A 13861-nucleotide genomic window follows, 5' to 3' on the forward strand; every position below is an offset into this window, starting at 1 on the left:
TGCGCCCTTGTCTTCCCGACCGTTCACGCCGACACCTTTAGCCAAGTTCTTCACTTTACTCGCAGAATTCTGGATACGCTGGAGTCAGATCCGGCACGGATGTAGATAGGGAGCATCTTCAAAACTGCCTCAGCGCCGCAAGGATCACAACGCGATTCTCCTACTCCAACACTTATGTGCAAATGGGTGGTAACCAGAGTTGATAGTGCCGCCAAACATGAGGCAATGTGCGGTTTCAGTGAGGATCAGGACATGATAAGTGATTTCACCTCCCGCTTGTCGCGGTTCGTCGCCGCACCGCACCGGCTGGGCGAGGCTGATGCCGAGCAGGCCGCGCTATGCGTGGAGGATACGGTCGCCGTCATCTATGGCGGCTGGCACGAGCCGGTAGTCCGCCGGTTGGCGGTACTGGACGGTGGCGGGCCGGTCGACCCGGCGGAGACCTGCAAGAAGGACGGCATCGAACGGGCGGCGTTCCTCAACGCGGTCGCCGGTCATGCGCTCGATTTCGACGATGTCCACACGCTCAGCGTCACCCATCCCAGCGTCATTTTCGTGCCGGCGCTGATGGCGATGGCGGACGCGCGGCCAGACACGGCCAGCCGCGTGGCCTCCGCGCTCGCGGTGGGAACGGCGGTCAATATCGCGCTGGGGCAGGTCCTGGGCTTTGGTCACTACGACAAGGGCTGGCACGCCACTTCGACAATCGGCGCTCTGGCGGCAGCGGCGGCGGTCGCGCATCAACTCGACCTCGACGAAGCGGCGATCCGCAACGCGCTCTCGCTGGCAGCGTCGCTGGCCGGCGGGTCACAGATCAATTTCGGCACCATGGCGAAACCGATCCAGGTCGGAAACGCCGCGCTCGCCGGTTTGCGCGCGGCCCGCATGGCCGAGGCCGGCATCACCGGCGCGCCCGATATTTTCGCGCCGCGCGGGTTCTTCGATCTTTACGCTAGCCCGGAGGGGCTTGCGGCGGATCCGGCGGACGTGGAGCCGAGGATCGACCTGAGCTCCGTGTCCCGCAAGCTGTATCCCTGCTGCTATCTCACGCACCGGATGATCGCCGCAGGGCGCCATCTTTACGCCGACCGAGGCGGAGACGCGGTGCCCGAAGGCGTGGCAATCGAGATGACGGTGCCCAAAGGCGTCATGGCGCCGCTTCACGTCACCGATCCGAAGGACGGAATGGAGGCCAAGTTCTGCGCCGCCTATACCCTTTCGGTGGCGCTGCATCAGGGCCAGGTCGGGTTGGCGGATTTCGAAGGGGACAGGCCCCGGCGCCCGGAGATCCGCCGCCTGATGGGCATGGTCAGCATCGAAACCGAACCGGATGCTGGGAAGAACCGCCTCGGCGTGGATCACGGGCAGGTCCATGTCCGCCTGCGCAAGGGCAACCAGACCCTGGCCGAAACCGCGGTTGCGGCGCATCCGGGTTCGCCCTCGGACCCGGCCACCCCCGCCGAGATTCGGGACAAGATCGCCGATTGCCTTGAGAAATACGGCCGCGACGGGGGAGTGCCGCCTGCCGCCGCGGCATTCCGGCGGTATCTGCGCGCGCGGCTGCATCTGCCGCCGCTTCCCTACAGCGCTCAGAGACCGGCGATTAGCGGCACCCCGAATCAATGCGCAGCCCGGCAACAGCCAATTCCGCACCGTCTGAAAGGACAACCTGATGGAGTCGATGATCTATGACATGGCCGAGCGGCTTTTCCGCGACCATGTCACCCATGCACTGCGCGAGAGCGCCTCGGCCGGACAATGCCCCGAGGCGCTCTGGAAGCGGATTGAGGAGGCGGGGCTGACCATGGCTCTGGTGCCCGAGGCCGATGGCGGATTTGGCGTGCCTGCTGCCGAGGCGCTCGGGCTGGTGCGCATCGCCGGGGCGCATGGCCTGCCCTTGCCGCTTGCCGAAACCCTGATCGCAAACGCGGTGCTGGCGCGCGCAGGGCTGGACATGCCCGGCGGCAGGCTGACCATCGCCGAAGGCGACACGCTGGTGCTGGAAAGCAGCGCGACGGGCTTTCGAGCCCGTGGACGGCTCAAGATGGTGCCCTTTGCCCGATGGGCAGACCAGATCGTGACCATCGCCGCGATTGACGGAACCGATCATGTGCTGTCGCTGCCGGTGAAACATCTGACCCTCGGCCCGGCGCAGGATATCTCCGGGATGCCCCGCGACGATGCCGAGGTCGATCTTGATCTGACCGGGGCCGATATCGCACCGCTGGGCCGGTCAGCTGGCGGGATGCGCGGGCTGGGCGCGATGATCCGCAGCCTAGCCACGGCGGGGGCGCTGGAAACCATCCTTCGGATGACCGTCGACTACGCCAACGACCGGGTCCAGTTTGGGCGGCCGATCGGCAAGTTTCAGGCGATTCAGCAATACCTCGCAACCATGGCCGGAGAAACCGCCGCCTCTCGAGTCGCCGCAGAGATGGCCGCCGACAGCTATGACACGCCCTCCTTTGCGCTGACCGTTGCCGCCGCCAAGAGCCGCACCGGGGAAGCCGCAGAAACGGTCGGGGCGCTGGCCCACCAGATTCATGGGGCGATCGGGTATACTCAGGAATTCGCACTGCACCATTTCACTAAACGGATCTGGAGCTGGCGCGACGAGTTCGGCACCGAACTTGACTGGACGAGGGAGCTGGGCCGTGCCGCGCTGTCGAGCCCCCGGGACACCTTCTGGCATTTCATCACGGACAGCACTGCAAAGGGCGCCTCAGCATGACACCTACCGCATTTTCCCCGCCCCCGTCCGGTGCCGATCATGATGATCTGCGCCAAGAGGTCCGCGCGTTTCTGGCCAGTGAGCTTGCCGATTTCCCGCCCGAGAAGCGTGCGGAGTCTTGGAATGGATTCAGCCGCGACTTTTCGCGCAAGCTGGCACAGCGCGGCTGGGTCGGCATGACCTTTCCCAAGGAATACGGCGGCCATGCGCGCAGCGCACTGGAGCGCTATGTCGTGTCCGAAGAGCTGCTGGCCGCCGGCGCGCCGGTCATCTCGCACTGGATCGCCGACCGGCAGAGTGGCCCGCTGATCTTGGCCAAGGGGACCGAAGAACAGAAACGCCGGATCGTGCCCCGTATCGCCGCGGGCGAGCTTTGTTTCTGCATCGGCATGAGCGAGCCGAATGCCGGCTCGGACCTGGCCGCGACGCGCACCGTCGCGACCGAGGTCGAGGGCGGGTTCCGGGTGAACGGAACCAAGGTCTGGACGACCTACGCGCATATGGCCGATTACATGATCCTGTTCTGCCGCACCGGCAAGAGCGACGACCGCCACGGCGGCATGAGCCAGTTCCTCATTGACCTCAAGCGCACCGAAAACATCGCGATCAGCCCGATCATCGACCTGCTGGGCGAGCATCATTTCAACCAGGTCATCTTCGACAATACATTTCTGCCCTCGGAGGCGCTTCTGGGCGAGAAGGGCGAGGGCTGGACCCAAGTCATGAGCGAGCTGGCTTTCGAACGTTGCGGCCCTGAACGCTTCCTGTCATCCTTCGCGCTGATCGAGGAGTTGATCCGCGTGCTGCGCGAGGGCGCAACCGAGGCGCAACAGGCCGAGATCGGCCGCCTGTCGGCGCATCTGATGGTGCTGCGGAAAATGTCGCGGTCTGTCGCGGGGATGCTGAACGAGGGCAAGAACCCCTCGCTACAGGCTGCCATCGTCAAGGATCTGGGTGCGCTCTTCGAGCAGGACATGCCGCGGCTGGCCCGCAGCCTGCTGTCCCGCCCCGCCGTTCCTAGCGCGCGCGACAGCTATGCGGCGGTGCTGGCCTATACGCAGCTCGCCGTGCCGTCGTTCTCTCTGCGGGGGGGCACCCGCGAAATCCTGCGCGGCATCATCGCGCGCGGGCTGGGAGTGCGGTAGAGAGAACCTAATGCACGGCGGATACGTTCAGATCGGGACGATAGCCGAGTGCAGTCGAGAGTTGACCGGCGCACGCCTTGGCGGCTGCCAGGCAGAGTTGCCGGTTGCGGGTAGCGCGTTCCACGGGGGCACCGATCACCAGCGCCCCTGCCAGATGCCCGTCGGAACGAAAGACCGGAACACCAATCCCCGCCGCATCGACATGGGCCGTTCCCACCGTCCTAGAATACCCGACCATACGGATCTCTGAAATCATGCGCCGCAGTTCTTTTTCGTCAGTGACCGAATTGGGCGTAAGCGGCTTCAGTTCCGTCCGCCGAAAGTAGTCGTCCAGTTCCTGCGGCGTGTCATGGGCCAGCATCACAAGGCCCGATGCCGAACAGAACAATGGCCGATCAAGGCCGGTCTGGGCGACGTAGCGGACCGGCTGCGGGCTTTCCAGGACCGATGAATAGACGACGCGATCGCCGTCCCGGACCGCGTACAGAACCGTCTCGCCGGTCTGTCTGACCAGATCGCTCATCACCCCGCGCAGGACTGACTCGAAAGGGTGGTTTGCTAGGATGGTCTGCGCGAACTGGAAAATCCGCGGCCCTAGTAAATAGGTGTCCTTCTCGCGCATCAGATAGCCCTTCTCTGCGAGAGGGCGCAGCAGCAACAGCAAACTGCTCTTGGGACAATCCAGTGCGCTGCTGAGTTCCGATAGCGTCATGCGCCGGTTGCTTTGCCCCATCAGATCGAAGAGCGCCAGGATCCGCGTCAGCGAGCGTGGCCCCTCTGACGCACGCTCGGCAGATCCTTTTCGGTCAGACTGCGCGGTTTTCATGGCGTTGGTCTCCAGTGTCGCAATGCGACCGGGTACTAGCAGAGCCCTTGCGGCAGTCCAAGCGCCATTTCCGGACCGGACTGCTTTTGCGCTCGCAAAAGAGACAAGCTCAGCTTGTTCCCGGTTCCTTATCTGTCGTGCGGGCCTTGATCATCCGCAAAGGTGTGTATTCCAGCACCTGCTCTCCAGTTTGCTTGAACACGCGGTTGCGGGTCCGGACGAGGCCCCGGTTCGGGCGGCTTTTCGAGCGACGCGATTCCGTCACCTCGACCTCGCAATGGACCGTGTCACCGGCAAAAGTCGGCCCCAGAACCTTGAGTTCCATTTCCAGAAAGGCAAAGCCCGTGTGCTGCATCGTGGACTGGGTCAGCAGCCCTTCCATGAAGGTGTAGACCAGCGCGCCAGGAGCGGCGAAGCCCGGAATGCTGGATTCCTTCTCGCGGAATTCGGCGTTGATGAACAACACCTCAAGCATACCGGTGGCATTGATGAAATTCGTGATGTCGGCTTCGGTCACGGTGCGGCCGATGGTCCGAAACTTGCGCCCCACCGGCAGATCCTCATAGCAAAACCCAAGACCTACAGTTTCCATGCCGTTATCTTTCCCTTGCAAACTCACCGTGCCGATTAGCGTTCGCCGGTCCGGCACCCGCAGCACTTCCACCTTTAAGGTTAGGGAGCGAGTCCGGCGAAAGTCAATTGAACGGCCCGTTCTCGCGGCTCTTGCGCGGATTGAGCACATTCATGATGAATCTCGTTCTGCCGCCAGAAAGCCGCTTCCGGGGCGACTTTGCAGTGTGAACTCACGCTGAAGCGCAATTTCTCATTTGTTCTTTTAGCTCAGCCGGTTCTGGATTTCCATCAGGTTGGCTTCGAAGACGTCAACCAGGCGGAGCATGACTGCGGCGGAATCGTGCTTCACGACGTGATCAACAATCGGTTTGCCCGGAAGGCCATCGACAAGGGGGCCGACGGAATTATCGCGGTCTGCGCCGGGGCCGGGGGGCACGCCGGCGCCCTGTCGCCCTTTGCGTTGGTTCAGGAAATCCGCGAATGGTTCGATGGCCCGCTGGCCTTGTCCGGGTCCATCGCCACCGGGCGCGCCATCCTGGCGGCTCGTGCCATGGGCGCGGATTTTGGCTATATCGGTTCGCTCTTCATCGCCACGACCGAAGCTGTCGCCGCCGAAAGCTACAAGCAGATGATCGTGGACAGCGCGGCCGAGGACATTCTCTACACCAGCCATTTCACCGGGGTGAATGCTAATTACCTCAAACCTTCGATCCGGTCAGTAGGCCTGGATCCGGAAAACCTGACCGGCGAAGGCAACAAGCTAAACCTCTCCACCGGCGACGTCCGCCCGAAGGCATGGCGCGACATTTGGGGCTGCGGTCAGGGCATCGGAGCGGTTCACGCGGTGACGACAACGGCGGACTACGTCGACCGGGAATCCCGTGCCGCGAAGGACGCGCTCTGCAGCTGAGCGCCGGCAACTTTGCGCAAACCCGTTTCGGTCAAGACAGTCATATCAGCCGGATTTGGTCGGCCGCCTTGCGATCTGCCCGGAAAATCAGCGCGGTCCGGGTCCGCGCCTCATCCGTCCTTGTCGTTGACGATCAGATCGGCATTCTCCGGCAACTCCGGCACCACGCTCACCGCGTCGGCGCGGATCCTGGAATGCGACTTGAAGGCCTCGGCAGCGGCGATGATTGCGGCCGAGGCATCGGCACCGTCTTCCAGCACAAGCGAGATGCGGATCATGTCGCGATCGTTCTCGCGCGTTACCACGGCCTGCGCGGCCTTTGCGCCCGGCGTACCGATGACAACTTCTTCGATCACGCGCGGATAAACGAAAATCTCGCGCACTTTGACCGCTGCGCCGACTCGGCCCTGCAGTGCAGAAATTCGGCTGACGGTGCCATCCGCGTTACTCCCCAGCGCAAAGGCGCTGTCTCCGGTGCCAAACCGAATCATCGGCCAGGTGGCATCGCGCGCGGTCACAACAACCTCACCCGGTTCCCCGTGAGCGACCTGTTCTCCACTGATCGGATCGCAGATTTGCACCACGCGGTCGGGATGAACCACATAGCCGTCGCCGCCATCCTCATAGCCGACAAGGCCCAAATCCGCAGTGGCATAGGCAGCCCAGGTCGACACGCCATAGTCTGCCTCGATCCGGCGGCGCTTGGCCATCCAGTCGCCCATCTCACCACCGAGGAAGGCCGTTTTCACCTTCCAAGCGTCGCGGCCATAGGTTTCGATCACCTTGTCCGCCAGCGTCAGGAAAAACGCGGTGGATGCGCAGATCGAAGTGACGCCGGTTTCGACGATGATCTGCGCCTGAAGCTCGGTATTGCCGACGCCGCCGGGAATTACGGTGGCCCCGGCGGCCTGTGCCGCTTCGTCGAACAAAAGCCCCGCCGGCACGAGGTGATACATCCAGGTGTTCAGAATGATGTCGCCCGCACCCACGCTGGCCGATCTGAATAGAAGGTCCAAGCCGTGGCCACCGCCGCCCGAAAGCGACGGCTCGAAGATCGGGCCGGGCGACACGTAGATCCGGCCGACATCCTTTAGATCGGCAGCGAGAAACCCGCCGAAGGGCGGATTGGCGCGCTGGAGCTTGAGAAGCTCTTCCTTCTTCATCACCGGCAGCCGTGACAGATCTGCCAAGGACCTGACGGCCGCCGGATCGAATCCGGCAGCCGCAAATCGTGATTTCAGCCCAGATGCCCTTTCGGCTGCGGCGGCATAGGCTTGAGCTATGTCCTTGTAGATGTCTTCAGACATGATCATGCCTCCCTGTTCAGTCGTGGCTTAAAGCGGGCAGTCCTTGCGGAAGTTCGGCGCGCGCTTCTCGCGATGCGACAGTACCCCTTCCTTGACGTCTTCGCCCATGAACCCGAGCATTTCAAGCGCAGTCGAGGCATCGAAGATCGGGCCAGCCTGGCGCAGCCAGTTGTTCAGCGAATATTTGGTCCAGCGGATCGCGCTTTGCGAGCCGTTGGCGAGCTCGACGGCCGTATCCAAAGCGATTTGCTGCAACTCGTCATCTTCGACGCACATTGACACTAGGCCGATGCGCTCGGCCTCTTCGCCCGAAACCGGCTTACAAGTCATCAGATAGTATTTCGCCTTGGCCATCGAGGTCAGCAATGGCCAGATGATCGCCGCGACATCGCCAGCGGCAACGCCCAGACGCGGGTGACCATCGACGATCTTGGCCTTCTTACCGGCGATCGAGATGTCGGCCAGGATGGCCACCACAAGGCCGGCACCGGCGGCAGGGCCGTTGATGGCGGAAATAATCGGCTTGTTGCAGTTGATGATGTTGTAGACGAGGTCTTTGGCCTCTTTCCACGTCTTCATGATCTCGTACGAATTGCCGATCATGTTTTCGATCAGGCTGAAATCGCCGCCGGCCGAGAATGCCTTGCCCGCGCCGGTGACTATGACCGCATTGATGTCGGGGTCACGATCGATATCGATCCACATATCTGTCATCTGAGTGTGGGTTTCCGCATCTACGGAATTGAAGGTCTCAGGGCGGTCGAACGTGATGCGCAGGACGCGATCAGCCGGGTAGTCGAATTTCATCTTGTGATATTTTGCGTAACGATCGGACATGGTTCTTTTCCTCCTCAGGGTATTAGGTTCAGTCAGGCAATCCGAGAACGGCCTTGGACAGGATGTTTCGCTGGATCTCGTTCGACCCTCCATAGATCGTCGTCGGTCTGGCCTTGTAGAAACTCGCAAGGACATCGACGCTTACATTGCCGACCTGAAGCGGGCCGACGGTGCCGCCATCGGGTCCGGCTGCCTCGATCATCAGCTCGGTGATGCGCTGAAAGCACTCGGTCACCCAGATCTTGAGCATCGAGACATCGGCGCCCAGCGTTTCGCCGCGCTTCAGTTGGTCGGCGAAACGGGAGTAAAGCGCCGCGTGATCCTCGACATCAAGCGCGGCTTGCGCAAAGCGGTCGCGGAACACAGGATCGTCAAAAGCGCCACGGCCCCGTGCGAAGCTCTCAAGCTGCCCCAACGCGTTCTGGGCCAGGCTGGGCGAGCCGATGAAGATGCGCTCGAAGCTCAGGAGCGCCTTGGCCATGGTCCAGCCCTTGTTCAACTCGCCCACGAGGTTTTCGCGGGGTGTACGGGCATTGTCGAAGAAAACCTCGCAAAATTCCGTTTCCCCCGAAAGCGTGGTGATCGTGCGCACCTCGACACCCGGTTGATCCATCGGCGCAAGGACAAAGCTGATTCCCTGTTGTTTTTTGGGCGCGTCCGGATCGGTGCGGACCAGCATGAAGATGTGCGTGGCGTCATGCGCCATCGTGGTCCAGATCTTCTGTCCGTTTATGACAAAGTCGTCGCCGTCAATCTCTGCGCGTGTGCGCAGGTTGGCCAGATCGGACCCGGCACCGGGTTCCGAATACCCTTGGCACCAGATGTCTTCGCAACTGAGGATTCGCGGCAGCCAATAGTTTTTTTGTTTCTGAGTGCCGAACTTGATGATCAGGGGGCCGACCATCTGCACACCCATGTCTCGACCACGATTGACACCCCAGCGCTGCTGCTCTTCGTAGAAGATCAGCAGCTTGGCGGCATTCAGCCCCATACCGCCGTATTCCGCGGGCCAGGCCGGCGCAACCCATCCCTTGGTGTGCAGCTTGCGATGCCAATGTTCAATCTCGGCGAACTTGGGGCGGTGCGGCAGATGGCGCAGCTCTTCGGGGTACTCGGCCTCGAGGAACCCGCGCACCTCTTTGCGGAATTCCGCATCGCTCATTGCGTTCCAGTCGGTCATTGTGCGGCCCCCTCTTCTTCGCGCGCGTCAAACCAGATCCGACGGTGATAGGCGTCGTCGCCCAGCCAGGCCGACAGCACCAGCGCCCGGTTCAGATAAAGCCCGATATCGAATTCATCGGTGTAGCCGACCGCGCCGTGCAGCTGGATGGCGTCGCGGGTGACTTTCCTGGCGGCCGTGACCGCCCGTGCCTTGGCCCGGCTGGCCAGACGTGCGCGGATACTTGCGTCCGTTTCGCTATCCATCCGCATCAGAACTTCGCGCACTGCGGCCTGCGCGACCTCGCACATCACGTTCAGGTCGACGGCGCGGTGCTGGATGACCTGGAAGGATCCGATCGGCTTGTCGAACTGCTCGCGCGTCTTGATGTAGTCGAGCGTAATCTCGAAGGCGCGCTGGCTCAGGCCGACAAGCTCGGCTGCGGCAAGCGCCGTTGCGTCGGCCACAGCCTCGGACAGCGCTCTCTGAACCGCGGCACCGCAGGCCAGCTCCGCAGCCGGCGTTCCTGAAAAGGAAAGCTCGCCCAAGGAACTGCCATCGGCCTGCGCCCGCCTGGTCGTAACAAGCCCATCCGCGCTGGCCTCGGCCAGAACCAGAACCGGGCCACCATCTGCTTCGGCTACAACAAGGAAACCCTGCGTTTCTGCCGCGCCAACCACCCAGGCCTTGCCGCCGGTCAGCTTTCCGTCCGCATACCGGCAGGTCGCATCAGCGGGAGCGCCGCCCGGACCACGTTCCTGCCAGGCAACGGCCAGCGATGCCTCGCCGCCGATAAGCTGTTCCAGCTTCGGATGCTCCGGGCAAAGGCGGCGCAGAAGGCCTAGGCCAAGACCAATCGTCGCCACGACCGGTTCCGGGGCGATCACGCGGCCGACCTCTTCGGCGATAACGCCACCGGCAGCCAGGCCCATGCCAAGCCCCCCTTGTTCTTCGGGCACGGCCACGCCAAAAACACCGGCTTCGGCCAATTTCCGGACCATACCCGGGTCAAATTCGCCCCCGGCATCGCGGAGCTTTCGCGACCGTCCACTTCCGCCCGCGCGGTCAAACAGCGTGCGCGCGCTTTCGCGCAGCAGGCGAAGGTCTTCTTCTTGTTCGCTGGATTGCATATCAACCTGTGTCATTTCGTTTTCGCTTCATCATCAATGGGACGTCAGCTGAAAGAACCACCTCGCCATTAGGGTTCCTGACGCTGAGCGTATAGTGCAAAACACCTCGATCTGGCTTGCTTTTGGACGGCGTGACCGAGTTGATCGTCATTTCGATATCGAGGGGTTCATCCGGGCGGACAGGCAGCAGCCAGCGCAGATTCTCGAAGCCCATGCCGCCGATATTGGCCACATTGACCAACAATTCCGTCACGACAGGTTTGAACACCTCAAGCAGGGTCTGAAATCCCGAGGCGATCAGGCTGCCATGTATCGCGGTCGCATAGTCTTCGTCGGTGTGCAGCCGTTGCGGGTCCCACTCCTGGGCAAAGGCCTTTATGGACTGTGAGCTCATCGGGGCGCTGCGAAAGTGAAAGACCTGGCCCGACTCGAAATCGTCAAGATATTTCAAGTGGCCCCCTCCTTTGCGAAACCTGAATCATACCCGCTCGAATCTTTGGAGATTCTCACCCGGTTGAACTCTTCCAGTTTCGGGTAGGTTTCCTTGAAGGCCGTCAGGAATTCCGTCATCGGCGCATCGACATAAAGACCCCGGTCGTTCACATATTCCATGTGGCGCTGGTCTTTCTCGTCGAATTCGTGGAAAAGAGCATCGTGATAGCCGTCAAAAACCAGAGGCTTGACCCCGAATCTTTCACACAGCTCTATGTTGAAAGCGGGTGTGACCTTATAGGATTCACCACCCAGCCACAGTTGAACATAACCGTGATAGATAAAGAGATCGGTCCCCATCAGCTCCTGCAGCTTGGGAGTATTCAGGTGGTTGCGCACATCCGCGAATCCCAAAGCGGCGGGGATACCGACGGCGCGCAGACAGGCCGCAAGTAGGATTGCCTTGGGGACGCAGAAGGCTGCCTCCGCCCCGGCGATCCGGCTGGCACGATAAGAATCTTCATCCAGCGCAAAACAATACGGGTCGTAACGGATATCGTCGCGAACCGCTTCGAACAGGCGGATCGCCTTATCTCGATTGGTCGCGTCCACAGGAAGATCGCGCAAAGCCGATGTGATGAAACCCTGCACTTCGAGGCTGTCGCTCTCGACAAAGTGCGCGGGCAAGACAAAGCGCGCAGCTTCTGTCGGCAGGTCGTCGTGGGGTTGGGCCAATGGACCTCTCCATCTTTTTCTAACAAATGTTAGATTACAATCTGAAAACCTGCGGGTCAACGAGATTTATTCTGTTTTTCGCAAGTCCTGGCCAAAGCGGGTATTGTCTTCCCCCAAAGCCGCAGCACGACCGGCCGAAGTTGCCGCACAACGGAATTCCGGAGCAATTGGCAGCGGCAGCGCCGGTACCTCCCGACCAGAAATGTTCAGCTTCCGCGCGAACACGCCGCGTGCGATAAAATGCGGATCGGCCGCAGCTTCGGCTGGCGTTTTCACGACGGAACAACAACAGTCCGCAGCGGCCAGCAAAGACTCCCAATGGGTCGAGGGATGGTCGCCCAGACGACGCGCCACTTCCGCAACACTGGCATTGGGGTCGGACCAGTCATCACGAAGCTCCTGCGGCAGGCCGATGACATCGCAGAACAACTGCCAGAACTTTTCCTCGATCGCCCCGACGGCGATCTGACGGCCGTCCGCCGCGGTATAGAGACGATAGCGCGCTAGGCCGCCGGTCAGACGGCTGCTGCCGCTTGCGATGTCATTGCCGGCGATCACGCCATCTGCTTGGGCCCAGTAGGCAAAGGCAAACGCCCCCTCGGACATGGCGATATCCAGATGCGTTCCCTGACCGCTTGCCTGCCGCGCAATCAGGGCCAGCAGGATATTGACCACCGCCGGATAGGTTCCGCCCCCGATATCAGCGACCAACCCGAAGGGCATGGTTGGCTGCTGATCCGGTCCCCGGCTCAGCGACAGAATCCCCGCATCGCCCACATAATTGAGATCGTGCCCGGCAGTCGAAGCCTTCGGGCCGGTCTGTCCATAACCGGTGATCGAACAATAGATGAGACCGGGATTGATCTCGCGCACGGCCTCGTATCCCAGACCGAGCCGGTCCATCACTCCGGGGCGAAATTGCTCTACCAGAACATCGGCCTTTTCAAGCAAAGGGCGCAGAACATTCATTGCGCCCTTTGACTTGAGGTCGATTGCCACCGACCGCTTGCCGTGATTCAAAACAGCGAAGCCAATGCTCTCCCCGTCTATTTTCGGCGCGGTCAGGCGTGCGTCCTCACCCGTGCCCGGACGCTCGAACTTGATAACCTCGGCCCCGGCTTCGGATAACATGAGCGTGGCCATCGGGCCGGGAAGAAGGGTGCTGAAATCCAGCACCAAGATATCCTTGAGCGGCTGTGTCATCCTCCCTCCCTCACGCGAAACGCGCAGCCCCATTGTTTAGAACCACCACGTCGCGGGCCGGGATCGAAGCGCGGAACCGGGCCTCGCCACCCTCTTCCCAGATCTCAAACCGCACGGTCTCGCCGGGATAGACCGGGGCGGAAAACCGCACGTCCAGCCCGACAAGCCGGGCGGCGTCATAATCGAGCAGCGATTTGAGGATCGCCCGCGCCGCCAGACCATAGGTCGCAAGGCCGTGCAGGATCGGGCGGTCGAACCCGACCGAACGCGCCACATCCGGGTCGGCATGAAGCGGGTTCATGTCACCGCTAAGGCGGTAAACCAGCGCCTGGCGCGGCAGTGTTTCGATATCGCAGACATGATCGGGCGCGCGGTCGGGCAAGGCCGCCGGGGCCGGGCCGGGCCTGTTTTCGCCACCGAACCCACCATCGCCACGGCAGAAGGCCGACATCGCCACGCGAGCCAGCTTTTCGCCGCTATCGGCATTGATGATGTCGCGGCTCTGGTAGATGACGGCACCTTTGCCCTCGCCCTTGTCGGAAATAAAGTCGATCCGGCTGCGGCCGATGATGTTGCCGTTCACCGGCAGCGGCTTGTAGATGTCTAGCCATTGTTCACCATGCAGCACCTTCTGCCAGTTCACGCCGGTCTTGGGGTCGCGCAGCCAGAAGCCCGGGTACCCCATCGTGACCGCCATTGAGGGAACCGCCCTCAGCCCAGCTTCATAGACAAAGGCCAACTCTTTCCTGTCGGTCGGATCCTCGCCAAACCCGAGGCCGAGCGCATAAAGGATCGTATCCCGCTCGGTCAGTGTCTGCTCGATCTCTTCGAAGTCCCAGTTCGATAGCGCGTCGAAATCCAATGGCATGATCT

The 13861-nt window shown here is 61.8% G+C and carries 13 protein-coding genes and 1 pseudogene; 4 read left to right on the forward strand and 10 right to left on the reverse strand.

The features are described from left to right. Positions 1-252: 252 nt before the first annotated feature. From PVW27_RS11750 to PVW27_RS11760, 3 genes are read left to right on the forward strand one after another with little or no spacing between them, the layout of a single operon-like run. Positions 253-1692, forward strand: coding sequence for an MmgE/PrpD family protein (locus PVW27_RS11750; protein WP_274557928.1), 1440 nt, complete (start codon positions 253-255; stop codon positions 1690-1692). Further along, positions 1673-2731 carry an acyl-CoA dehydrogenase family protein gene (locus PVW27_RS11755; RefSeq protein WP_274557930.1) on the forward strand — a complete coding sequence of 353 codons (1059 nt, stop codon included), beginning with the start codon at positions 1673-1675 and terminating at the stop codon, positions 2729-2731. The genes PVW27_RS11750 and PVW27_RS11755 overlap by 20 nt, the downstream gene beginning before the upstream one ends. Beyond that, positions 2728-3876 (forward strand): acyl-CoA dehydrogenase family protein, encoded by a 1149-nt coding sequence (locus PVW27_RS11760; protein ID WP_274557932.1) that lies wholly within the window; start codon positions 2728-2730, stop codon positions 3874-3876. The genes PVW27_RS11755 and PVW27_RS11760 overlap by 4 nt, the downstream gene beginning before the upstream one ends. A 7-nt stretch (positions 3877-3883) precedes the next feature. Here the strand turns inward: PVW27_RS11760 and PVW27_RS11765 are convergent, their stop codons facing one another. Both PVW27_RS11765 and PVW27_RS11770 read right to left on the reverse strand, forming a co-directional pair. After that, positions 3884-4702 (reverse strand): IclR family transcriptional regulator, encoded by an 819-nt coding sequence (locus tag PVW27_RS11765; protein WP_274557934.1) that lies wholly within the window; start codon positions 4700-4702, stop codon positions 3884-3886. 109 nt (positions 4703-4811) lie between these two features. Beyond that, positions 4812-5294 carry a MaoC family dehydratase gene (locus tag PVW27_RS11770; RefSeq protein WP_274557936.1) on the reverse strand — a complete coding sequence of 161 codons (483 nt, stop codon included), beginning with the start codon at positions 5292-5294 and terminating at the stop codon, positions 4812-4814. Between the two features lie 285 nt (positions 5295-5579). Between PVW27_RS11770 and PVW27_RS11775 the strand changes: the two are divergent. Next, positions 5580-6185 (forward strand): annotated as a pseudogene (locus PVW27_RS11775) (NAD(P)H-dependent flavin oxidoreductase); the annotation flags it as partial. Between the two features lie 110 nt (positions 6186-6295). Here PVW27_RS11775 and PVW27_RS11780 read toward each other — a convergent pair. The 8 genes from PVW27_RS11780 to PVW27_RS11815 all read right to left on the reverse strand — a co-directional run bounded on the left by PVW27_RS11780 (position 6296) and on the right by PVW27_RS11815 (position 13856). After that, positions 6296-7492: a phenylacetate--CoA ligase family protein gene (locus PVW27_RS11780; RefSeq protein ID WP_274557937.1), complete on the reverse strand. Its 1197-nt coding sequence runs from the start codon at positions 7490-7492 to the stop codon at positions 6296-6298. A 27-nt stretch (positions 7493-7519) separates the two neighbouring features. Beyond that, complete coding sequence (locus PVW27_RS11785; protein WP_047998057.1) at positions 7520-8329, reverse strand: enoyl-CoA hydratase/isomerase family protein; 810 nt, start codon at positions 8327-8329, stop codon at positions 7520-7522. Between the two features lie 28 nt (positions 8330-8357). Further along, on the reverse strand, positions 8358-9509 hold the full coding sequence (locus PVW27_RS11790; protein ID WP_047998058.1) for an acyl-CoA dehydrogenase family protein: 1152 nt from the start codon (positions 9507-9509) through the stop codon (positions 8358-8360). After that, the gene (locus tag PVW27_RS11795; protein ID WP_274557940.1) at positions 9506-10633 is read right to left on the reverse strand and encodes an acyl-CoA dehydrogenase family protein; all 1128 of its coding nucleotides are present in this window, start codon (positions 10631-10633) and stop codon (positions 9506-9508) included. The genes PVW27_RS11790 and PVW27_RS11795 overlap by 4 nt, the downstream gene beginning before the upstream one ends. Next, complete coding sequence (locus tag PVW27_RS11800; RefSeq protein ID WP_274557942.1) at positions 10620-11069, reverse strand: MaoC family dehydratase; 450 nt, start codon at positions 11067-11069, stop codon at positions 10620-10622. Before PVW27_RS11800 ends, PVW27_RS11795 begins: the two co-directional genes overlap by 14 nt. Then, a complete protein-coding gene (locus PVW27_RS11805; protein ID WP_274557944.1) occupies positions 11066-11785 on the reverse strand; it encodes a transglutaminase-like domain-containing protein in 720 nt (239 codons plus the stop codon). Before PVW27_RS11805 ends, PVW27_RS11800 begins: the two co-directional genes overlap by 4 nt. 66 nt (positions 11786-11851) lie before the next feature. Then, positions 11852-12988 carry a CaiB/BaiF CoA transferase family protein gene (locus PVW27_RS11810; protein WP_274557945.1) on the reverse strand — a complete coding sequence of 379 codons (1137 nt, stop codon included), beginning with the start codon at positions 12986-12988 and terminating at the stop codon, positions 11852-11854. Between the two features lie 10 nt (positions 12989-12998). Beyond that, a complete protein-coding gene (locus PVW27_RS11815) occupies positions 12999-13856 on the reverse strand; it encodes a MaoC/PaaZ C-terminal domain-containing protein (protein ID WP_197089319.1) in 858 nt (285 codons plus the stop codon). Positions 13857-13861 lie beyond the last annotated feature (5 nt).

Origin of the sequence: Seohaeicola sp. 4SK31, from assembly GCF_028802875.1 — a bacterium.
Classification (GTDB): Bacteria; Pseudomonadota; Alphaproteobacteria; order Rhodobacterales; family Rhodobacteraceae; genus Seohaeicola.